Here is a 22,760-nt window from a genome sequence, read left to right on the forward strand (position 1 = left end):
GCGGCTGGCGTGCTGGCCGCGCTGGAAATCCGCAACGTCGTCCTCATCGAACAGCTTGCGCTCGATTTCGGCGAAGGCCTCGGCGTGCTGACCGGCGAGACCGGCGCAGGCAAGTCCATCCTGCTCGACAGCCTCGGCCTCGCGCTCGGCGCGCGCGGCGACACCGGGCTGGTGCGCGCGGGCGCGGCGCAGGCGCAAGTGACGGCGGTGTTCAGCGTGGGCGAGGGGCACGAGGCGTTCGCGCTGCTCGGCGAGCAGGGCATCGAGGCGGAGGGGCGCGAGATCGTGCTGCGCCGCATCGTGCGCAGCGACGGCGGCAGCCGGGCCTTCGTCAACGACCAGTCGGTGAGCGCGCAGCTGCTGCGCGACATCGGCGGCACGCTCGTCGAGATCCATGGCCAGCACGACGAGCGGGGGCTCCTGAACCCGAAGGGACACCGGGCGCTGCTCGACGCTTTCGGCGGTCTCGATGCGGGGGCTTGCGGCGAGGCCTGGCGGGCATGGCGGGTGGCGGAAGCGGCGCTCGCCGCCGCCCGCGAGACCGTGGAACGCGACGAGCGCGACCGCGATTTTCTGGAGCACGCCGTCGCGGAGCTGCGCGCTCTGAAGCCCGAGCCCGGCGAGGAGGAAACGCTCGCCGCGCGGCGCAGCGACATGCTGAAGGGCCAGAAGCTCGCCGAAGACCTCGACGCGATCAGCGGCGATCTCGACGGCGGTGACGGCGGCCTCGCGCGCCTGCGGACGGCGGCGCGGCGGCTGGACCGGGTGGCGGGCGAGCACCCGCTGCTCGGGCAGATGCTCGCGGCGCTCGACCGCGCGCTCGCCGAGGCGGGGGAGGCGGAGGATCACCTGCGCGCCGCGCGCGAGGCGCTGTGGTTCGATCCGGCGGAGCTGGATGACGTGGAAAGCCGCCTGTTCGAGTTGCGCGGCATCGCCCGCAAGCACCGCGTGGAGCCGGACCGGCTCGCCGACCTCGCCGCCGAGTTCGAGGCGCGCGCCGCGGCGATCGCAGCGGGCGAGGCGGGGCTGACGGGCCTCGAACGCGCGGTCGCGTCCGCGCGGGCGGTGTTCCTGACGGCGGCGGAGCGGCTCGGCGCGGCGCGGCGGGCGGCGGCGGAGCGCCTCGACCGCGCGATGGCGGCGGAGCTGCCGCCGCTGAAGCTCGAAGCGGCGAAGTTCCGCACGGTGGTGGAGACGCTGCCGGAGACGCAGTGGTCGGAGGCGGGCACCGACCGCGCGGAGTTCGAGATCGCGACCAATCCCGGCGCGCCGTTCGGGCCGCTCTCGAAGATCGCCAGCGGCGGCGAGCTTTCGCGCTTCATGCTGGCGCTGAAGGTGGCGCTGTCGGAGACGCGCGGGCAAGGCACGCTGATCTTCGACGAGATCGACCGCGGCGTCGGCGGCGCGACCGCGAGCGCCATCGGCGAGCGGCTGGCGCGGCTCGCGGAGGGCGCGCAGGTGCTGGTGGTGACGCACAGCCCGCAGGTCGCGGCGCGCGCGGCGCAGCAGTTCCGCATCGAGAAGGCCTCGGACGGCAAGGCGGCGCGCACGGCGGTGGTGCGTCTCGACGCGGCGGCGCGGCGCGAGGAGATCGCGCGGATGCTCTCGGGCGCGGAAATCACCGACGAGGCGCGGGCGCAGGCGGAAAGGTTGCTCGCATGAAGCCGGTGGAAGATCTGACCGAGGCGGAAGCCGCGGCCGAACTCGAGCATCTGGCGAGGGAGATCGCCCGGCACCGGCGCGCCTACTACGAGAACGATGCGCCGGAGATCAGCGACGCCGCGTTCGATGCGCTGGAGGCGCGCAATGCGGCGATCGAGGCCGCGTTTCCGCAGCTCGTGCGCGCGGACAGCCCCTCGCGCAGCGTCGGCGCGGCGCCGGCGGGCGCGTTCGCCAAGGTTCCGCACGCGAGGCCGATGCTCAGCCTCGACAACGCGTTCAGCGACGAGGAGGTGGAGGATTTCGTCGGGCGCATCCGCCGCTACCTGCGGCTCGGCGCGGACGAGCCGGTGGCGCTGACGGCCGAGCCCAAGATCGACGGGCTGTCCTGCTCGCTGCGCTACGAGCGCGGCGTCTTCGTGCAGGCGGCGACGCGCGGCGACGGCAGCGTCGGCGAGGACGTGACCGCGAACGTCCGCACCATCGGCGACATCCCGGAGCGCCTGCCGACCGACCTCGTCGTGTTCGAGGTGCGCGGCGAGGTCTACATGTCGAAGGCCGATTTCCTCGCGCTCAATACCGAGCAGGAGCGGGCGGGCGGCAAGATCTTCGCGAACCCGCGCAACGCGGCGGCTGGCTCGCTGCGCCAGAAGGACGCGTCGATCACCGCGGCAAGGCCGCTCAGGTTCCTCGCGCACGGCTGGGGCGAGGTGACGGGGCTTCCGGCCGATACGCAGATGGCGGTGATGCAGGCGATCGCGGGCTGGGGAATCCCGGTCGATCCGCTGCTCGCGCTGGTGGACGGCGCGGAGGGCGCGCTCGCGCACTACCGCGCCGTCGAGCACGCCCGCGCCGATCTCGGCTACGACATCGACGGCGTCGTCTACAAGGTGAACCGGCTCGACTGGCAGGAGCGGCTCGGCTTCGTCGCGCGCGCCCCGCGCTGGGCGCTGGCGCACAAGTTCCCGGCGGAGAAGGCAGAGACCACGCTGGAGGCGATCGACATCCAGGTGGGGCGCACGGGCAAGCTGACGCCGGTCGGACGGCTGAAGCCGGTGGGGGTGGGGGGCGTCATCGTCTCCAACGTCACGCTGCACAATGCGGACGAGATCGAGCGGCTGGGCGCGCGGCCCGGCGACCGCGTGCGCATCCAGCGCGCGGGCGACGTGATCCCGCAGATCGTCGAGAACATCACGCGGGACGAAGTGCGCCCGCCGTTCGTGTTTCCTCACGTGTGTCCCGAGTGCGGCTCGGCGGCGGAGCGCGCGCCGGGCGAGGTGGATTACCGCTGCACGGGCGGGCTGATCTGCCCGGCGCAGCGCGTCGAGCGGCTCAGGCACTTCGTGTCGCGGCGCGCGCTCGACATCGAGGGGCTGGGCGAGAAGAGCATCGTCGAGCTGTTCGCCGACGGGCTGCTCCAGTCCCCGGCCGACATCTTCCGGCTGCACGCGCACGCCGACGCGCTGAAGGCGCGCGACGGGTGGGGCGAGCAGTCGGTCGCGAACCTCGTCGCCGCCATCGACGCGCGCCGTTCGCCGCCGCTCGACCGGTTCCTGAACGCCCTCGGCATCCGGCACGTCGGCGAGGTGACGGCGCGCGATCTTGCCCGGCGCCATGCAAGCTGGGCCGCGTTCCGCGAGACGATCGACCGCGCACTCGCCCGCCGCGCCGAGCTTTCGCCCGCGGTCGGCGAGACCGGGGACAAGTTCCTCGCGCGCGAGGCGAAGGAGCTGGCGGCGATCATCGAAACGCCCGGCGTCGGGCCGGAGGTCGCGCTCGCGCTCGTCGATTTCTTCGCCGAGCCGCACAATATCGAGGCGGTTTCCGAACTGCTCCGGCAAGTCGCGCCCGCCGATGTCGTCCACGAAACGCGGGCGTCGCGCGTCAGCGGCAAGACGGTGGTGTTCACCGGCACGCTCGAGGCGCTGTCGCGCGACGAGGCGAAGGCGCAGGCGCTGTCGCTCGGCGCCAAGGTCGCGGGGTCGGTGTCGGCGAAGACCGACCTCGTCGTCGCAGGACCGGGCGCGGGCTCCAAGCTCAAGAAGGCGGCGGAGCTGGGCATCGAGGTGATCGACGAGGCGGCGTGGCTGGAGATCGTGCGGCAGAGCTGACGCGTTGCGGCAAGTGCGCGCAGGTCCGGCACAGTCACATAGGTGACGTTTTTTTGTGGACATGGTAAAAACAGTTCGTAACCTGCTGGCGTTTCGGCAGAACCGGGGGTCTGTTGGACATGAGAGGCTTGGCTGCCGCCGCGACGCGCCCTGATCCAGACGCGGTCGACGTCACGGCGAACGATCTGTACGGCGAGGGCCGCTGGCCCGAGGTGTTCGCGCGCCTGCGGCGCGAGGACCCCGTGCATTTCTGCCCCGACAGTTTCTACGGGCCGTACTGGTCGGTGACGCGCCATGCCGACATCGCGCATGTCGAGGCGCTGCCGCAGCTTTTCTCCTCGTCATGGACGCACGGCGGCATCACCATCCTGCACAACGACCCCGACATCCAACTGCCGATGTTCATCGCGATGGACCGGCCCGAGCACACGGCGATGCGGCGCACCGTCTCGCCCGCGTTCAGCCCCAGCGCGCTTTCCGACCATTCCGCCGCGATCCGCGCGCGCACGTCCGCGCTGCTCGACGGCCTGCCGGTCGGCGAGCCGTTCGACTGGGTGGACCGCGTTTCCACCGAACTCACCACGCAGATGCTGGCGACGCTGTTCGACTTCCCGTGGGAGGATCGCCGCCTGCTCGCGACATGGGCGAACTGGGCGGGCGATTTCCGCGCCGCGGTGAGTCCGGCGCTGCGCCGCAAGCGCCAGCGCGTCCTCCAGCAGATGGTCGACTATTTCGGGCGGCTGTGGGCGGAGCGGCGCAATCGCGGGCTGGCGCCGGACCTGCTGTCGCGGATGATCCATTCGGACGCCATGTCCAACCTCCGGCCGCAGGAGTTCTGCGGCAACCTGATGCTGCTGGTGATCGGCGGCAACGACACGACGCGCAACTCGATGACCGGGCTCGTCGTCGCGCTCGACCAGTTTCCCGAGAACCGGGCGCTGCTGGACGCGGACCGCGGGCTCGTCGTCAATGCCGTATCGGAACTGATCCGCTGGCAGACGCCGCTGTCGCACATGCGGCGCACGGCGACGGAGGACACCGAGATCGGCGGCAAGGCGATCCGCAAGGGCGACAAGGTGGTGCTGTGGTACAACAGCGCAAACCGCGACGAGGCCGTGTTCGCCGGTGCCGACCGCTTCGACGTGACCCGCCCGAACGCGCGCCGCCACCTCGCCTTCGGCTTCGGCATCCACCGCTGCGTCGGTGCGCGGCTTGCGGAGCTGCAACTCTACATCCTCCTCGAGGAAATGCTGAACCGCGGGATGACGGTGACGCCGCTCCACGCGCCGATGCGGATTCCCTCGCCGTTCGCGAACGGCTACCGCAAGCAGATGGTGACAGTCAGCCGCCCCTAGCGTTTTGGAGCGCGTTACGCCCGGCGCCTTTTCCGTCATTCTCTGCTCGGCGGGTGAGGAAGGGAGGCTTCACTATGGCGACCAAGGCAGCGGCGGAAACCAGCGATCTCGCCGGACTCGACCCGGCGGATTACCGCTACTTCACCGAGCAGACATGGCCCGCGCTGTTCGCGCGCCTGCGCGCCGAGGACCCGGTGCATTACTGCACCGAAGGGATGTTCGCGCCCTATTGGTCGGTGACGCGCTACAAGGACATCGTGCATGTCGAGGCGCTGCCCGACATCTACTCGTCGTCGTGGGAGTACGGCGGCATCACCGTGCTCGACGCGCTCGACCAGGAACTCAAGTTCCCCATGTTCATCGCGATGGACCGGCCGCAGCACACCGCCGAGCGCCGCGTGGTGGCGCCCGCCTTCACGCCGAGCGAGATGCAGCGGCTCGCCGGGCCGATCCGCGCGCGGACCGGCGCGCTGCTCGATGCGCTGCCGGCGGGCGAGACCTTCGACTGGGTGGACCGCGTGTCGATCGAACTCACCACGCAGATGCTCGCCATCCTGTTCGACTTCCCGTGGGAGGACCGGCGGCTGCTCACCAAGTGGTCGGACTGGGCGGGCGACGTGCAGGCGGCGGCCGATCCGGCGATGCGCGAGGAGCGCACGCGCATCCTCTACGAGATGGGCGCCTATTTCCACGGGCTCTGGCAGGAACGCCTGAACGCGCCGCCCGCGCCCGACCTGCTCTCGATGATGATCCATTCGGACGCGATGTCGCGGATGGACGAGCAGGAGTTCATCGGCAACCTCGTGCTGCTGATCGTCGGCGGCAACGACACGACGCGCAACTCGATGACTGGGCTCGTGCGGGTGATGAACGAGTTTCCTGCCGAATGGGCGAAGCTGAAGGCGGACCGGAGCCTCGTTCCCAACGCCGTCTCCGAACTGATCCGCTGGCAGACGCCGCTCGCGCACATGCGGCGCACGGCGCGGCAGGACACCGAGCTTGGCGGCAAGATCATCCGCAAGGGCGACAAGGTGGTGATGTGGTACATCTCCGCCAACCGCGACACCGAGGTCTTCGCCGACCCCGACCGCGTCGATTTCAGCTGCGAGAACGCGCGGCGGCACCTGTCGTTCGGCTACGGCATCCACCGCTGCGTCGGGGCGCGGCTGGCCGAGCTGCAACTCTCGATCCTGATCGAGGAAATGCTCGCGCGCGGCATGGACGTGGAAGCCGTCGCGCCGCCGGTGCGGGTGCCGTCGCCGTTCATCAACGGCTACAAGGAGCAGAGGGTCCGCATCACAAGGACCTGACGCGAGCTATGCGCTCAGTGCATGGATGTTAGAATATTTCACCGGCTACTCACTGATGCTGCGCTGCACCATATGTCTCCCTGTCGCCACAGACGGCGGCAAACCATGGAGGCAGACATGATCTACGCTTATGCGAAGGCCGCGACGATGGCTTTCCCGCAGGATGGGCAGACCGTGCAGCCGACCAAGCTTCGTGAAGCGCGCGGCCTCGCTGACCTGTTCAGCGAGCGCAGCCGCGACATGCAGTTGTTCCACGCCTGGCGCCCGTAACCACGGGCCTCAGGCTTTCAGGAGCCGCAAGGTCGGCCACGCGCCGATGACGGTTCGGGAAACGGGCGTAACGCCGCACACGCGGTACGCCGCTTCCACCGCCTCGGCCTGACCCGCGAGCAACCCGGCGAGGACCAGCGTCCCGCCGGGGGCAAGCGCCGCCGAGACGGACGGCGCCATTTCAATGAGCGGCCCGGCGAGGATGTTCGCCACGACGAGATCGAACGGCCCGCGCGCGGCAAGCGCCGCATCTTCCAGACCATCGGCGACGTAGAGCGCGATTTCGCCCGCTGCCTCCCCGATGTTAACCATGTTCACTTCTGTATTCTCGCGCGAAACCTTGATCGCGATGGGGTCGATGTCGCTCGCCGTGACACGCGCCGTGGGCCACGCCTTCACGACGGCAAGCGCGAGGATCGCCGTGCCCGTGCCGAGATCGAGCGCGTTCTCCGGCGTGAAATCGAGCGCGTCGAGCGTCAGCAGGCAGCCCGTCGTCGTCGCGTGCTGGCCGGTGCCGAAGGCGAGGCCCGCCTCGATCTGAAGCCCGATGCGGCCCGGCGGGAGCGCATCGGCATCCGCCGCGGTGTGGACGAAGAAGCGCCCGGCCTCGACGGGATCGAGCCCGGCCTGGCTCAGCGTCACCCAGTCCTCGTCTTCGAGCGCGACGAGCGTGTGCGCGCCCTTCGCGCTCGGCAGCAGGGCGGAGACCACCTCGATCAGCGCCTGCGGCGGATGCTCCTCGGTGTAGACGTCGAGCTGCCAGTCGTCCGGGCGCGATTCATCGGGCTCGCTCGTCATGAGCACGGGCGGCGGATCGAAATCGGCGAGGGCGGGGACGTCGCCGGTGAAAAGGTCGGCCTCGGCGCGCTTGCAGGCGAAGGTGAGTTTCCATGTCGTCATGCGAAGCGGAAATAGGGGGCGCCGCGGGTGGTTGCAACGTTTCGACGAACGGCTCTTGGCAGCGCCGGGGCCTGCCGTCATGCTGCGGGCAGACCGTTCCTGACGAGGCCGAAATCATGAAACTTCGCGTTCTTCTGCCGATTCTGCTCGTTGGCGTCGCGGCCTGCGACTCCGCCCCGAAAGCGCCGCCGAAGGCCGACTGGAAGGCGTTTTCCGACGCCTATATCGAGGCGACGTTCAAGGCCGATCCCTATTTCGCCGTCTATCAGGGGCGGCACGAGTACGACGGCATCCTGCCCGACTGGTCGAAGGCGGGGATCGACGCGGAGATCGCGCGGCTGAAGACGGCGCTTGCCGACGCGCAGGCGCTCGACACATCGGGCTTCACCGATGCCGAGCGCTTCGAGCGCGACTATCTGGTCGCGGTGACGCGCGGGAACCTTTTCTGGCTGGAAACGGCGCGCTGGCCCTACCGCAATCCCGCATTCTACACCGACAACGGGCTGGACCCGAACGTCTATGTGACGCGGCCCTATGCCGCGGCGGACGTGCGCCTGAAGGCGTTCGTGAAGTACGCGAACGCGCTGCCGAAGGCGGCGGAGCAGATCAAGGCAGATCTCGCCGGGCCGATGCCGCGCAGCTACATCGACTACGGTCTCGCCGCGTTCAACGGCTATGCCGACTATTTCGAGAAGGAGGTCATGATCGCCTTCGACGTGAAGGACGAAGCGCTCCAGAAGGAGCTGGCCGCGGCGAGCGGCGTCGGTGCGAAGGCGATGCGCGACCTTGCCGCCTTCCTCGAAGGCAAGCGCTCCGGCCAGACAGAGGATTTCGTGCTGGGGCCGGAGGCGTTCGCGGCGATGGTGCGCGAGACCGAGGGCGTCGACATCGGCCTCGACGAACTCGAGCGCATCGGCGAGGCGGACCTGAAGCGCAACCAGGCGGCGCTGAAATCCGCCTGCGACAAGCTCGCGCCAGGCAAGCCGATCCCCGACTGCATGGCGGTGGTTGCCAACGACAAGCCGGCGGACGGCCCGGTCGCGGAGGCGCGGCGCCAGCTTCCGGACCTGAAGGCGTTCCTGGTGAAGGCCGACCTCGTGTCGATTCCGGGCACGGAGGAGGCGCTCGTCGAGGAATCGCCGCCGTTCAACCGGCAGAACAGCGCCTACATCGACATCCCGGGGCCGTATGAGACGGGGCTTCCTTCCGTCTACTACATCTCGCCGCCCGATCCTTCGTGGCCGAAAGAGGTGCAGGACGGGTTCGTGCCCGGCAAGCTCGACCTGCTGTTTACCTCGGTGCACGAGGTCTGGCCGGGGCATTTCCTGAACTTCCTGCACGCCAACCGCGCGAAATCGCAGTTCGGCAAGGTGTTCGTCGGCTATGCCTTCGCGGAAGGCTGGGCGCATTACACCGAGGAGATGATGTGGGAAGCGGGCCTCGGCAGCGGCGATCCCGCCACGCACGTCGGCCAGCTTTCGAACGCGCTGCTGCGCGACTGCCGCTACCTCTCCGCCATCGGGATGCACGCGCGCGGCATGACGGTCGAGCAGTCCCGCCGGATGTTCCGCGACGAATGCTATCAGGACGAAGGCAACGCCCGCCAGCAATCGGCGCGCGGCACATACGATCCCGCCTATCTCAACTACACGATGGGCAAGCTGCTGATCCGCAAGCTCCGCGAGGACTGGACCGCCTCACGCGGCGGCCGCACGGCGTGGAAGGCCTTCCACGACGAATTCCTCGGCTACGGCGGCCCGCCGATCCCGCTGGTCCGTAAGGCGATGATGAAGGAGGCCGAGGCGAAGGCGGTGTTTTGAGGGGCGGCCGTTCTTCCACAGCCCTCGTCATACCGGCGCAGGCCGGTATCCATGACCACGGTCGTATGGGCCCCGGCCTTCGCCGGGGTGACGGGAGGGGGGGATCAGGCCTGTGCCTCCACAAAGCTGTCCAGAACCCGCTTCTCGCCCGCGTGATCGAACGCCACTTCCAGCTTGTTGCCCTCGATCGCCTTGATCGTGCCGCCGCCGAACTTCTGGTGGAAGACGCGCATCCCGACGGAGAGGTCGCGGCGGGGAGCGGCGCCGACCGTTACCGAGACGGGCTTCGCCTCGATCTGCGTCGCGGCGTGGGTGGGGCGGCCGTAGGTCTGGGCGCGTTGCCAGCCGGGGCCGTGGCCGCGCCGGGTGGCGCGGTGGACGTCGGCGAAGGGGTCGCGCTCGTCGAGCGCGGCGCGCCAGAGCGAGGCACCGCCGGAGAGCGAGGTTTCCGCCTCGATGTGCTCGCGCGGAAGCTCGGCGACGAAGCGTGAGGGGATGGACGAGGTCCACTGGCCGTAGACGCGGCGGTTCGCGGCGTGGAGGATCGTCGCCTCCTGCTTCGCGCGCGTGATGCCGACGTAGGCGAGGCGGCGTTCCTCCTCGAGGCTCTTGAGCCCGCCCTCGTCGAGCGAGCGCTGCGAGGGGAACACGCCCTCCTCCCAGCCGACGAGGAAGACGTGGTCGAATTCGAGTCCCTTGGCGGCGTGGAGCGTCATGATCGTGACCTTGGGCTCGTCGCGGGCCTCCTCGTTGTCCATCACGAGGCTGACGTGTTCGAGGAACGCCTCCATCGACTCGAACTCCTCCATCGCGCGGGTGAGCTCGAGCAAGTTCTCGACGCGGCCCTGCGCCTCGGTGGAGCGGTCGGCCTGCCACATGGCGAGGTAGCCCGATTCCTCGATGATGATGCGGGCAAGCTCCGGGTGGGGCATCTTGTCCGCGAGGTGCCCGCGCCAGCGGCGGAAGTCCTCGGAAAGCTGCGCGAGCGCCTTGCGCGCGGCGGGCGGGAGTTCGCTGGTGCCGGCGATGTCGGAGGCGGCGACCGACAGCGGTATCCCGGCGGCGGCGGCGAACTGGTGCAGGCGTTGCAGGCTCTTGTCGCCGAGGCCGCGCTTGGGGGTGTTGACGATGCGTTCGAAGGCGAGGTCGTCGGCGGGCTGGCTGACGACGCGGAAGTAGGCGAGGGCGTCGCGGATCTCCATCCGGGCGAAGAAACGCGGGCCGCCGATGATGCGGAACGGGATGCCGACGCGCACGAAGCGCTCCTCGAATTCCAGCATCTGGTACTGCGCGCGCACGAGGATGGCGACGCGGTCGGCGGAAACGCCGCGGCGCTGGAGGCTCTCGATCTCGTCGCCGACGCGGCGGGCTTCCTCCGGCCCGTCCCACACGCCGAGCACGCGCACCTTCTCGCCGCTGTCCGCCTCGGTCCAGAGGGTCTTGCCGAGCCGGTCGGCATTCTGCGCGATGAGGCCGCCTGCCGCGCCGAGGATATGGCCCGTGGAGCGGTAGTTCTGTTCGAGCCGGATCACCTTCGCGCCGGGAAAGTCCTGCTCGAAGCGCAGGATGTTGGCGACCTCCGCGCCGCGCCACGAATAGATCGATTGGTCGTCATCGCCCACGCAGCAGATGTTCCGGTGCTTCTGCGCGAGCAGGCGCAGCCAGAGGTACTGCGAGACGTTGGTGTCCTGATACTCGTCGACGAGGATGTAGCGGAAACGCGCCTGGTACTGCTCCAGAACGTCGCGGTGCTTGGCGAAGATGGTGAGCATGTGCAGCAGGAGGTCGCCGAAATCGGTGGCGTTCAATTCGACGAGCCGCGCCTGATAGGCGGCGTAGAGCGCGCCCGCCCTGCCGTCCGCGAACGCCCACGTCTCGTCCTTCGGGAGCGATTCGGGCGTCCAGCCGCGGTTCTTCCACTTGTCGACGAGGCCGGCGAGCTGGCGCGCGGGCCAGCGCTTCTCGTCGAGATCGGCGGCGGTGATGACCTGCTTCAGGAGGCGGATCTGGTCGTCGGTGTCGAGGATCGAGAAGTTCGACTTGAGCCCGACAAGCTCGGCGTGGCGGCGGAGCATCTTCGCGGCGACGGCATGGAAGGTGCCGAGCCAGCCCAGCCCCTCCGCCATGTCGCCGATCACCGCGTGCATCCGCTCGCGCATCTCGCGCGCCGCCTTGTTGGTGAAGGTGACGGCGAGGATTTCGGACGGCCACGCGCGCTGCGTGTAGATGATGTGCGCGAGCCGCGCGGTCAGCGCGCGAGTCTTGCCCGTGCCGGCGCCCGCGAGCATCAGCACGGGGCCCTCGGTCGTCAGCACCGCGTCGCGCTGCGGCGCGTTCAGGCCGCTGAGATAGGGCGGTTCATCGCTCATCGAGGTGGGAACAGATACACTCATCATGCGCTGTGATAATCTCTATGGTGCTGTCTTGGCCAGCGTGAAGAACATTTTGTGAACGGAAGCGCAATGCGGAAGACGTGGATCGGGTTCGGTGCGGTTGCGGGAACGGCGGCGATGGTGGCCGTCGTGCCCTATTTCATCGACTGGAACTGGTTCAAGCCGCAGCTCGTCACGGCCGTGGAGGAAGCGACCGGCTACGACGTGGAGGTGGCCGGGGACATCGGCTTCTCGCTGCTGCCGAGCCCGCGCCTTTCCGCCGAGAACCTCACCGTCACCGGTTTCGGGGAAAGCCGCGAGCCGCTGGTGAAGGCGCAGAAGCTTTCCGCCGCCGTCGCCTTCCTGCCGCTGCTCTCGAAGCGTGCGGAGGTGAAGTACATCGCGCTCGAAACGCCCACGGTGCGCCTCATCAGCTATGCCGACGGCACGACCAACTGGTCCGATCCCGCGAAAGCGGAGACGGACTCATCGGGCGGCGAACTTTCGATCGAGGATTTCCGCGTCGAGAACGGCACGTTCATCATGCAGGGCGCCGAAGGCGAGCCGATGCGGATCGACGACATCGACATGAACGTGTCGATTGCGAGCGCGGAAGGCCCTTACAAGGCGGAAGGCTCGCTGCTGTACGGCAAGCTGCCGGTCACGCTCACCGCCGAGTATGAAAAGGGCGGCGTCCGGCTGGATGCGGCGGTCAAGAACGCAGGGACGCTGGCGTTCGCCGGTCGTCTCGGCGAGGCCGAAGAGGGCGCCGCGACGCCCGTTTCGGGCAAACTCACCGTTTCCGGCGAGGAACTCGGCGTGCTGATGGCGGCGTTCACGGGCGACGAGGCATCGAAGGCGATCGCCTATCAGAAGCCGGTGCAGGTGAAGGCGACCATCGACGGCACCACCGAGCACCTGCGCATCGCCGATGTCGACGGCACGGTCGGCGGATCGAAGCTGGGCGGCGCGTTCGACATTGATCGCGGCGAGCGGACCGTCATCAGCGGCCGTGTCGTGATGGATGCGATCAACGCGGCCGACTGGATGTCCGCCGACAAGACGGACGACAAGGAGCCGTTCGAGCTTCCCGAAACGATCGACGCGGACGTGCTCGTGCGCGTGAACGACGCGCGCTACGGCGACATGCGGCTCGGCGCGGTGAACGCGCCGGTGAAGCTCGCGAACCGCGTCGTGACGCTCGGCGACACCCGGCTCGCGCTCGCGGGCGGCGGCAGCGCCGTCGTGCGCGGGCTCCTCGACGCGGCGGACGGCGAGCCGCGCTTCCGGGGGCGCTTCGGCGCCAGCCTGCCGCGCCCCGCGCAGACGCTCGCGGCGTTCGGCACGGACGGCTACACGTCGCTGCCGCCCGCGACGCTCGGCGGCACCATCGAATACCTGGGCGACGCGGTGACGCTCGGCGACCTTCGCGGCACGCTCGACGGCAAGACCGTGGGCGGCAAGGTCCGCTACCCGCTGGAAGAGGGGCTGCCGATCGACGTGACGCTCGGCCTGCAAGGGCTGAACTGGGACCGCGTGGTCTCGAAGCCGTCGACGGGCAAATCCGGCGATGCGTTCGCCCGCACGGTGAACTTCGACGTGCGCCTCGGCGAACTGCTGATGGGCGGCAGCCGCTACGGCGGCATCACCGCGAAAGGCAGTTACGCGGCCGACAAGGTGACGCTGGCGCAGGCGGTGGTAGAGGAAGCACTCGGCTTCGGGATCACGGCCAAGGGCAGCATAGACAAGCTCTCCGCCGACCGCCGCGCCGACCTCGCGCTCGGCCTTGCGGGCGAGGGCGTGAAGGGCGCGATCACCGTGAAGGGGCCGATGTCGAAGCTCGATGTCGGCGGTGCGGTCACTTACGCGGGCGCGGAGATCGGCCTCAATGGCTGGGTGCGGACGGAGCCGGATGTCGCCTACCAACTCGCGGCGTCGGCGAAGGCGCCGGAAGCGGGCGTCGTGCTCGCGCGGCTTCAGGACGAGCCGCGTGCGGCGAAGCTCGGCCCGCTCGACCTCGGCATGCAGATCGCGGGCGCGGGCGACGTCGCGAAGATCACCGGCATCGCGGGCAAGATCGGCGGCATGACGCTCTCCGGGGACGCCTCCGTCAACACGGGCGGATCGGTGCCGGTGGTGAACGCCGTGCTGAAGGCGGGCGTCGTGCCCGTGCTCGCGCTGATGGGCGACGACGGCACCGGCGCTGCCGAGGCGGCGAGCGGGAAGGGCGCGCGCTGGTCCTCCGAGCCGCTGTCGTTCGACTGGATCCGCAATTTCGACGGGCGCATCGCGCTGTCGGCGGAGCGGGCGAACTACGATGCCTATGTTCTGGAAAAGCCTTCGCTCGCGCTTGTGAGCAAGGGCGGCACGCTCAATATCGAAGGGCTGAAAGGCGGGCTCTACGGCGGCGTCTTCACCGCCTCCGGTACGCTCACCTCGGGCGAGGCGCAGGGCATGGCGCTGAAGGTCGCGCTGAGCAGCGTGCCGGTCGAGCCGTTCCTGAAGGCGGCGATGGCGAGCGCGCCCGCCACCGGCACGTTCGACATGACCGCGAACGTCACCGCGCGCGGCCGCTCGCAAAAGGCGCTGATGTCCTCGCTTGCCGGGCCGGTGCGCCTTGCCGCGACGAACGGCGTCATCCGCAAGGTGAACCTGAAGGCGCTCGACGAGGAACTGGGCGACCTGCGCTCCATCGACAGCTTCGCCCGCTTCGCGGGGACGGCGCTGAAGGGCGGCGAGACGCAGTACCGCACGCTCGCCATCGACGCGACCGGCAAGGGCGGCCGCTTCAACATCGACAAGGTGACGAGCGACATGGACGGCGGCAGCGTGACCGCGAAAGGCTATGTCGACATGGGCGCGTGGTATGCGGACAGCGTCGCCGCCATCCGCCTCGGCAGCCATGCGGACGCGCCGGCGATCCCCGCGACGATCAAGGGGCCGCTGCCGGTGCCGGAGGTCAATTATTCGCTGGGGCCGCTGCAAACGTGGTTCGGCAAGCGCATCGCGCTCGTCGGCATCAAGGCGGCGGTGGGCGGCGAGAAGCTCGATCTCGGCGGTCTCATCGGCGGCAGGACGCAGGACAAGGCCGCTGTCGCCGAAGGCGAGACGCCCGCCGCCGCGCAGCCGCAGAAGAGCGTGGAGCAGGAACTCGGCACCGCGCTCGGCAAGGGCCTCGGCAAGCTGCTCGGCAAGAAGAAAACGACGGAAGAGCAGCAGTAGGCGTGGGAGGCGCTCATACCACCCGCAGCAGGTGCAGCCGCGCCTTGCCGACGTCGCGGACCGTGTCGACGACGTAGCCCTCCGGGCCAAGCGTCTCGTCACGGCTCGTCTCAACGCTGATCCATGCGCCCGGCGCCGGCCAGCCGCCTTGCCGCAAGGCCGCGAGCGCCCGTTCCGCAAGGCCCTTGCCGTAGGGCGGATCGAGGAACAGGAGGTCAAAGGCAGCGGCCGCCGTGCCCGGCGCGTCCGCGCTTCGGGCCAGTACGGTGGCCCGCTCGGCGGCGCCGAGCTTCGCGATATTGGCCTTGAGTGCGGTGAGCGCGCTGCGGTCTGTTTCCACGAACGTGGCGTGCGCGGCCCCGCGCGACAGGGCCTCGAGCCCGAGCGCGCCCGTGCCTGCGAACAGGTCGGCGACAGTCAGCCCCTCGAACGTGCCGAGGCGGCTCGTCAGCATCGAGAACAGGGTCTCGCGCGCGCGGTCGGCGGTGGGCCGGGTCGCGGCACCGGCGGGCGCGGCGAGGGGCCGTCCGCGCCATGCCCCCGCGATGATCCTCATTTCTGCGGCAGGCGGCTCCGCAGCCGCGACACGGCGTCGTCCGGGACCTGCTCCACGCCGCGCACCGGAAGCTCGCCCAGGTCGAAGGGGCCGTAGCCGACGCGGATCAGCCGCGCGACCTTGAGGCCGAGATGCTCCAGCACCTTGCGGACCTCGCGGTTCTTGCCCTCGGTGATGCTGACGACGAGCCACGCATAGGCGCCGGACCTGTGCTCGATGTCGGCGTTGATGGGGCCGTAGCGCACGCCTTCGATGGTGACGCCCTCGGCGAGCGCTTCGAGCGCGCGGGCGTTGACGCTGCCGAACACGCGCACGCGGTAGCGCCGCACCAGCGCGTTCGCGGGAAGCTCCATCGCGCGCTTGAGCTCGCCGTCGTTGGTGAGGAGCAGCAGGCCCTCGGTGTTCATGTCGAGACGGCCGATGGTGACGAGCCGGGGCAGGTCCTTCGGCAGCAGGTCGTAGATCGTGGCGCGGCCCTTGGGATCGCGCGCGGTGGTCAGGCAGCCGGCGGGCTTGTGGAAGCGGTAGAGGCGCGTCGCGCTCGCGGCGGCGACGGGGTTGCCGTCCACGGTCACGCCGGCGAGCGAGGCGAGGTTGAGCGCGGGCGAGGTCAGCACGGCGCCCTCCACCGCGATCCGCCCCTCGGCGATCATCCGCTCGATGTCGCGCCGCGAGCCGACGCCCGCGCGGGCGAGCAGCTTGGCGATGCGCTGCGGCTCGCCGGGCTTGTGCGCCGGGGGGGTGGGGCGGTCCGGGCGACGCGCGGGCCGGTCGGGCCGGGCGGGGCGCTCGGACCTTCCGGCCGGGCGCGGCCGCTCGCCGCCGGGTTCGTCACGGCGATCGGCGGGCGGGCGCGGGCGCCGCGGCTTGCCGTCCGCGGGCGGACGCGCAGGACCGCCGGCTTTCGAAGGGCGGCGCGGGGGACCGGAACGGCGAGGGGGTTTCGACATGGCGCCCAACTGGACCGGAAGCGGGGAATTGGCAAGCCCGGCGCGTCTCTCCCGGCGATGGGACGGCTCAGTCGAAGTCGCGGGGAACCGCCTCGTCGCCTTCCGTGCGGTTCCGGTAGAGCGCCGCGCGCGCCAGCAGCATCAGCGTGACCGGCGTGGTCAGCGTCACGAACAGCGCGATCAGCACCTCGTGGATCACGGGCCGGCTCTGGAGCGCGGAGAAGCAGATCATCGACGCGATGAGGACGCCGCCCGCGCCCAGCGTCGTGCCCAGCGTGGGGGCGTGGACGCGCTCGTAGAAGGACTTGAGCCGGAGGAGGCCGAAAGAGCCGATGGCGGTGATGACGGCGCCGGACAGCAGGAACAGCGCCGTCAGGATCGTCGCCCACAGCGGCAGGTCGGGTGCGTGGATCATTCGATCACCTCGCCGCGCATCAGGAACTTCGAGAGCGCCACCGTGCCCGTGAAGCCGAGGATGCCGATGGCAAGCGCGGATTCGAAGTAGAGCGTGCGTCCGGTCTGGATGCCGAAGGTGACGAGCAGCAGCATGGCGTTCACGTACAGCGTATCGAGCCCCAGCACGCGGTCCTGCGCGCGCGGTCCCACGGCGACGCGCCACGCGGCGCAGCCCATAGCGAAGCCGAGGATGATCTGCGACGTGGTGATCGCCCACGCCAGGAACAGCGTGCTCATTCGAATATCTCCATCAGCAGGCGTTCGTAGCGGTTCTTGATGAGCGCGATCCATTGCGCGTCGTCGACGAGGTCGAGGACGTGAATGAGCAGGAGGTTGCGCGAACGGTCGTATTGCAGCCAGAGCGTGCCCGGCGTCGCCGTGATGATGCAGGCCAGAACGGCGAGGCCGTATTGATTGCGAAGATCGAGCGGCATTTGCAGGAAGCCGGAGCGGTGGTCCTGCCGCTTCCCGAAGAGGATGATGCGCCCCACCGCGATGTTCGAGCGGATGATGTCCTGCAGCACGATGATCGCCAGCCGGGGGATGGCGAGGGAAAACCTGATCTTCGCGGGCTCCGGCTGAAGCGCCGCCATCGCCTTCGTCGCAAGCACGGCGATCAGGCTTCCGAGCAGGACATGGCCGGGGGACACCGATTCGGTCAGCAGCAGCCACATCGCGAGCAACGCGGCCGCGAACGCGGGGTAGGGGACGATCCGCCTCATGGCTGCACCTGGCTGCCGTTCGCCGGGGAAAGCACCGCGTCGGAGTAGACTGCCCGATCGGAAAGGTTGTCCGCGATGTCCTCCATGTAGGTCATCACCGCTCCCGCATAGACCATCAGGGCAAGGCATGCCGCGAGCAGGATGCCGACCGGCAGCGCCTCGACGATGCTGAGCGCCGGGGTCTGCGTTTCATCCGGCGTCCAGATCAGGTCTATGCCCGCGCGCACCGTGGCGATCAGCGCCGCGAGCCCGGACCCGAGCACCAGCGCGATGAACAGCCACGACATCGCAGGCACGGTTTCCTGCTCGAACAGCAGGCCGTCGATCATGGCGAACTTCGCGATGAAACCCGACAGCGGCGGCAGGCCCGACAGCAGCACGGCGCAGAAGGCGAAGCCGCCGCCGATGAGCGCGAGCGTCGCCGGGATCACGACGCCGATCTCGTCGTCCTCCTCCTCGGCGAGCGTGCCGATATACTCGTCCTCGAAAACCGGCTCGGAGGTCGATGCCTCGTCCTCGTCCAGGCTGCCGCGTTCGACGAGCTCGGTGATGAGGTAGAAGGCGCTGATCGCCAGCGTCGAGCTGACGAGGTAGAAAAGCGCCCCGGAGAGCACGTTGCTGCTGCCCGTTCCGATCGCCGCGAGCAGCGTGCCCGAGGAGACGAGGACGTAGTGGCCGCCGATCCCGGTCAGCGTCGATGCCGAGAGGATGCCGACCGTGCCGAAGGCGATCGTCGCCATGCCGCCGATCAGCAGCCATTCGTTGGCGAAACTCGCAGCGAGGCCCGCCTCGTCGCCGAACAGCAGCATGGAGAGGCGCAGGACGATGTAGACGCCCACCTTGCTCATGATCGCGAACACGGCCGCGACCGGCGGCGCGGCGGCGGCATAGGTGCGCGGCAGCCACAGCCCCAGCGGCCACATGCCGGCCTTCACGAGGAAGGCGATGCCGAGGATCGCGGCGCCGGCTTCGAGCAGCATCACGTCGTTCTCGGGCACGTTCGGGATGCGGACGGCAAGATCGGCCATGTTGAGCGTGCCGGTGACGCCGTAGAGCATACTGACGCCGATGAGGAAGAGCAGCGAGGTCGCCACGTTGATCGTGATGTAGTGCAGCCCGGCGCTGACCCGCGCCCGGCCCGATCCGTGCAGAACGAGGCCGTAGGACGCCGCGAGCAGCACTTCGAAGAACACGAACAGGTTGAAGAGGTCGCCGGTGAGGAACGCGCCGTTCAGCCCCATCAGCAGCAGCAGGAACAGCGCGTGGAAGCGCGGTCCCGCCCGGTCCCACCGCGCGAGCGCGTAGAACAGCGAGGTGAAGCCGAGCACGGCGGTGAGCATCAGCATCAGGGCGGAAAGCCTGTCCACCACCAGCACGATGCCGAACGGCGCCGCCCAGTCGCCCAGCCGGTAGGTGCCGACCCAGGGACGGCCGGACGCGTCGGCCGAGAGGGTCTGGTGGAGCAGGACGGCGGCGATCACGACGAGAAGCGCGGCGGCGGCGAGCGCGAGGCCGCTGCGCAGACGGCGGTGACGATCGCTGAACAGCAGCATCAGCGCGCTGACGACCAGCGGCAGGACGATCGGCAGGACGATCAGGTGCTGGAGCCAGCCGCTCACGAGTCCTGCTCCTCGCCGTCGACATGGTCGGTGTCGGTAAGGCCGCGCGAGGCCAGCAGCACGACCAGCATCAGCGCCGTCGTCGCGAACGAGATGACGATCGCCGTCAGCACCAGCGCCTGCGGCACGGGATCGGTGTAGGCGGCCGGGTCGATGGCCACGCCCTTTTCGATGATGGGCGGCGCGTCGATGCGCAGCCGTCCCATGGCGAGAATGAACAGGTTCACGGCGTAGGAGAGCAGGGCGAGACCGATCACCACCTGAAAGGTGCGCGGCCGCAGCAGCAGCCAGACGCCCGAGGCGGTGAGGACGCCGATGGCAAGCGCAAGCACGATTTCCATCAGCGCGCCTCCCCGGCCGCCGGAGCCTGCGTTTCCGGCTTGCGGACCACGCGCGGCGTGCGGATCGACTGGTGCGCGAGCGCGATCAGCACGAGCACCGTGGCGCCGACCACCAGCGCGAAGACGCCGATGTCGAACAGCAGCGCGCTTGCGACCGGCACGGCGCCGACAAGGGGCAGGTCGACATAGCGGAAGTGCGACGTGAGCAGCGGATAGCCGAACAGCCACGCGCCCGCGCCGGTGAGCACGGCCAGCAGCAGGCCGATGCCGATCCAGCGCAGCGGCATGACGAGCAGCCGGTCCTCGACGTGGCGCGTGCCGTTCGCCATGTACTGGAGGGTGATGCCGATCGACATGGTGATCCCGGCGGCGAATCCGCCCCCCGGCAGGTCATGGCCGCGCAGCAGCAGGTAGATCGCGAACACGATGATCACGGGGAACATCCATTCCATCACCAGGCGCGGGATCATCAGATAGTCGGCGACGGTGTCGCCGACAGCCCGGTCCGCGTGCGCGCGGTCGAAATCGGCCTGCACGCGCTGCTGCACCGGCGTTTCGATGCTTTCGATGGCGGGGCGGAACCGTCGCAGCAGCGAGAACACGGTGATCGCGACGATGCCGAGGACGGTGATCTCGCCGAGCGTGTCGAACGCCCGGAAATCCACGAGGATGACGTTCACCACGTTGGTGCCGCCGCCTTCGGCGTAGGCGTTCTGCATGAAGTAGCTGGCGATCGTGTCGGCGAACGGCCGGCTCATCACGGCATAGGCGATGAGCGACACGCCGATGCCGGCGGAAACCGCGATCAGCAGGTCGCTGCCCCGGCGCATCAGCACGCGCACGGGCGTGCGCTTTTCCGGCCAGATGTCCGGAAGCCGTTTCGGCAGCCAGCGCAGACCGAGCAGGAGGAGAACGGTTGTCACGATCTCGACGAGGAGCTGCGTGACGGCAAGGTCGGGCGCCGACAGCCACACGAAGCTGATGCACGTCACGAGCCCCGCCACACCGACGAGAATGAGCGCGGCGAGCCGGTGGAATTTCGCCTGCCACGCGGCGGCGATCGCGCAGCCGCCGCCGATGGCCCACATGATGGCGAACGCGGGATCGACGATGATCCAGTTCTCGCTGCCGACCGAGTAGCCGAAATGCAGGAAGGGCAGGATTCCGGCACCGAGCGCCAGAATCAGCAGCACGCGGAGCTGCGGTTGCAGGCGGACGGTGCCCGCCCGCGCGCGCAGCCACCCCGCGCCGGCGATGATGCGTTCCAGCACCATTTCGAACGTCCGTCGGGCCTTCAGCCGTCCGAGCACGGGCGAGGACTTCGCGGCGTTGAGCCGCTTGCCGAAGGCGACATAGAGGGCGAGCCCGCTCGCGAGCGCGAGGAGGCTGAGGAACAGCGGCCGACTGAATCCGTGCCAGACCGCGAGGCTGTAGGCCGGGGTACGGTCGCCGAGCGTGTCGCGCACGGCGGTTTCGAGGAACGGCCCGATGGTGACCGCCGGGAAGATGCCGATGACGAGGCAGGCCAGCACCAGCACCTCGATCGGCAGGCGCATCCACGGCGGCGCCTCGTGCGGCTCGCGCGGCAGCGGCTCCGGCGCATCGGCGAAGAACACCTGATGGATGAAGCGCACGGAATAGAGCACCGCGAACGCGCTCGCCAGCGTGGCGAGCCACGGCAGGATCTGGTCGATGACCGTGCCGCTGTGCGTTTCCAGCACTTCGGCAAGGAACATCTCCTTCGAAAGGAAGCCGTTCAGCAGCGGCACGCCCGCCATCGCGGCGGCGGCCACCATCGCGAGCGTCGCGGTGATCGGCATGAAGCGGTAGAGGCCGCCGAGCTTGCGGATGTCGCGGGTCCCCGTCTCGTGGTCGATGATGCCCGCCGCCATGAACAGCGAGGCCTTGAACGTCGCGTGGTTCACCGTGTGGAAAATCGCCGCGACCGCCGCGAGCGGGCTGCCGAGCCCGAGCAGCAGCACGATGAGCCCGAGATGGCTGATCGTCGAGTAGGCGAGCAGGCCCTTGAGATCCTGCTGGAAGATCGCCACCCACGCGCCGACGAGCAGGGTCGCGAGGCCGACGGAGCTGACGGTGAGGTACCACGCGTCCGTTCCCGAAAGCACCGGCCACAGCAGGATCAGCACGAACACGCCCGCCTTCACCATCGTCGCCGAGTGGAGGTAGGCCGACACCGGGGTCGGCGCCGCCATTGCGTGCGGAAGCCAGAAATGGAACGGGAACTGCGCGCTTTTCGTGAACGCGCCGATCAGGATGAGGAAAAGCGCTGCCGGATAGAGCTGACTTGCGCGGATCGCCTCGCCCGACGCGAGCACCGTGTCGAGCGCGTAGCCCCCGGCGATATGCCCGAGCAGCAGGAAGCCGAGCAGCAGGCAGATGCCCCCGGCGCCGGTGACGATCAGCGACATGCGCGCGCCGTCCCGCGCGCTCTGGTTGTGGTGCCAGTAGCCGATGAGCAGGAACGAGAACAGGCTCGTGAGTTCCCAGAAGAAGGCGATCTGCACGAGATTGCCCGAGAGGACCACACCCAGCATCGAGCCCATGAACGCCATCAGGAACGAGAAGAAACGCGGAACCGGGTCCTCGGACGACATGTAGTAGCGGGCGTAGAGGATGACGAGCGCGCCCATCACCAGCACCAGCAGCGCGAACAGCCACGAAACGCCGCTGAGGCGGAACGTCAGGTCGAGGTCGAGCGAGGGCAGCCACGGGATGACGCTGAGCACGACGCCGCCATCGGCGACGGCAGGGTAGAGACCGGCGATCGCTCCCGCCCCCGCGAGCGCGATCAATCCCGCGAGCACGGTCGCATGGGTCCGCGCGCGCGTCGGGAAAAACGCGGCGGCGAAGCTGCCGAGGAACGGAAGCGCCACGATGATGAGCAGGATATGCTCTGATGTCATTGGGGTCGTCAGCTCCTTGCGCCAGCGGCCTCAAGCCTTTGCTCTCAGACCCTTAATCGTAGAGCAGGGGAACGGGACGCAAGCACAAGTTGACGTCCGGGGCGAGAATTCCTCGGTGGAGCCCGAATGGACACGGGATCGGGGTCGTCCGGGCAGGCGGAAACGCCGCCCGC

At 69.2% G+C, this 22,760-nt stretch carries 17 protein-coding genes; 7 read left to right on the forward strand and 10 right to left on the reverse strand.

Translation table 11 applies throughout. The features are described 5' to 3' along the window. Positions 1-9: 9 nt before the first annotated feature. The 5 genes from recN (at position 10) to PE061_RS14730 (ending at position 6,705) form a co-directional block, all read left to right on the forward strand. Positions 10-1,662: a DNA repair protein RecN gene (gene recN, locus PE061_RS14710; protein ID WP_271259213.1), complete on the forward strand. Its 1,653-nt coding sequence runs from the start codon at positions 10-12 to the stop codon at positions 1,660-1,662. Next, positions 1,659-3,770, forward strand: coding sequence for an NAD-dependent DNA ligase LigA (gene ligA, locus PE061_RS14715; protein ID WP_271255999.1), 2,112 nt, complete (start codon positions 1,659-1,661; stop codon positions 3,768-3,770). The genes recN and ligA overlap by 4 nt, the downstream gene beginning before the upstream one ends. 119 nt (positions 3,771-3,889) lie before the next feature. After that, the gene (locus PE061_RS14720; RefSeq protein WP_271256000.1) at positions 3,890-5,125 is read left to right on the forward strand and encodes a cytochrome P450; all 1,236 of its coding nucleotides are present in this window, start codon (positions 3,890-3,892) and stop codon (positions 5,123-5,125) included. A 74-nt stretch (positions 5,126-5,199) separates the two neighbouring features. Beyond that, positions 5,200-6,435 (forward strand): cytochrome P450, encoded by a 1,236-nt coding sequence (locus PE061_RS14725; RefSeq protein WP_271256001.1) that lies wholly within the window; start codon positions 5,200-5,202, stop codon positions 6,433-6,435. A 117-nt stretch (positions 6,436-6,552) separates the two neighbouring features. After that, positions 6,553-6,705: a hypothetical protein gene (locus PE061_RS14730; protein ID WP_271256002.1), complete on the forward strand. Its 153-nt coding sequence runs from the start codon at positions 6,553-6,555 to the stop codon at positions 6,703-6,705. Between the two features lie 9 nt (positions 6,706-6,714). On the opposite strand, the gene PE061_RS14735 is transcribed toward PE061_RS14730, so the two are convergent. Continuing rightward, positions 6,715-7,605 (reverse strand): 50S ribosomal protein L11 methyltransferase, encoded by an 891-nt coding sequence (locus PE061_RS14735; protein ID WP_271256003.1) that lies wholly within the window; start codon positions 7,603-7,605, stop codon positions 6,715-6,717. 116 nt (positions 7,606-7,721) lie between these two features. Between PE061_RS14735 and PE061_RS14740 the strand changes: the two genes are divergently transcribed. Then, a complete protein-coding gene (locus PE061_RS14740; protein WP_271256004.1) occupies positions 7,722-9,425 on the forward strand; it encodes a DUF885 domain-containing protein in 1,704 nt (567 codons plus the stop codon). 104 nt (positions 9,426-9,529) lie between these two features. Here PE061_RS14740 and PE061_RS14745 read toward each other — a convergent pair whose 3' ends face one another. Continuing rightward, positions 9,530-11,821, reverse strand: coding sequence for an ATP-dependent helicase (locus tag PE061_RS14745; RefSeq protein WP_271256005.1), 2,292 nt, complete (start codon positions 11,819-11,821; stop codon positions 9,530-9,532). Positions 11,822-11,872: 51 nt separating this feature from the next. On the opposite strand from PE061_RS14745, the gene PE061_RS14750 reads away from it, so the two are divergent. After that, positions 11,873-15,019: an AsmA family protein gene (locus PE061_RS14750; RefSeq protein ID WP_271256006.1), complete on the forward strand. Its 3,147-nt coding sequence runs from the start codon at positions 11,873-11,875 to the stop codon at positions 15,017-15,019. Between the two features lie 13 nt (positions 15,020-15,032). Here PE061_RS14750 and rsmD read toward each other — a convergent pair whose 3' ends face one another. The 8 genes from rsmD to PE061_RS14790 form a co-directional block, all read right to left on the reverse strand. After that, positions 15,033-15,575, reverse strand: coding sequence for a 16S rRNA (guanine(966)-N(2))-methyltransferase RsmD (gene rsmD, locus PE061_RS14755; protein ID WP_271256007.1), 543 nt, complete (start codon positions 15,573-15,575; stop codon positions 15,033-15,035). Further along, a complete protein-coding gene (locus PE061_RS14760) occupies positions 15,572-16,525 on the reverse strand; it encodes a pseudouridine synthase (RefSeq protein ID WP_271256008.1) in 954 nt (317 codons plus the stop codon). Before PE061_RS14760 ends, rsmD begins: the two co-directional genes overlap by 4 nt. A 67-nt stretch (positions 16,526-16,592) precedes the next feature. Next, the gene (gene mnhG / locus PE061_RS14765) at positions 16,593-16,940 is read right to left on the reverse strand and encodes a monovalent cation/H(+) antiporter subunit G (RefSeq protein ID WP_271256009.1); all 348 of its coding nucleotides are present in this window, start codon (positions 16,938-16,940) and stop codon (positions 16,593-16,595) included. Continuing rightward, positions 16,937-17,218, reverse strand: a complete 282-nt coding sequence (locus tag PE061_RS14770; RefSeq protein ID WP_271256010.1) for a K+/H+ antiporter subunit F — start codon at positions 17,216-17,218, stop codon at positions 16,937-16,939. Before PE061_RS14770 ends, mnhG begins: the two co-directional genes overlap by 4 nt. Beyond that, positions 17,215-17,703 carry a Na+/H+ antiporter subunit E gene (locus PE061_RS14775; RefSeq protein WP_271256011.1) on the reverse strand — a complete coding sequence of 163 codons (489 nt, stop codon included), beginning with the start codon at positions 17,701-17,703 and terminating at the stop codon, positions 17,215-17,217. Before PE061_RS14775 ends, PE061_RS14770 begins: the two co-directional genes overlap by 4 nt. Next, complete coding sequence (locus PE061_RS14780; RefSeq protein ID WP_271256012.1) at positions 17,700-19,322, reverse strand: monovalent cation/H+ antiporter subunit D; 1,623 nt, start codon at positions 19,320-19,322, stop codon at positions 17,700-17,702. Before PE061_RS14780 ends, PE061_RS14775 begins: the two co-directional genes overlap by 4 nt. Further along, entirely contained in the window at positions 19,319-19,663 is a 345-nt protein-coding gene (locus PE061_RS14785; RefSeq protein WP_271256013.1) for a Na+/H+ antiporter subunit C, read from the reverse strand. The genes PE061_RS14780 and PE061_RS14785 overlap by 4 nt, the downstream gene beginning before the upstream one ends. Next, positions 19,663-22,587: a monovalent cation/H+ antiporter subunit A gene (locus tag PE061_RS14790; protein ID WP_271256014.1), complete on the reverse strand. Its 2,925-nt coding sequence runs from the start codon at positions 22,585-22,587 to the stop codon at positions 19,663-19,665. The genes PE061_RS14785 and PE061_RS14790 overlap by 1 nt, the downstream gene beginning before the upstream one ends. Positions 22,588-22,760: the final 173 nt, after the last annotated feature.

Source organism: Sphingosinicella microcystinivorans (assembly GCF_027941835.1).
In the GTDB taxonomy this organism is placed as follows: Bacteria; Pseudomonadota; Alphaproteobacteria; order Sphingomonadales; family Sphingomonadaceae; genus Sphingosinicella.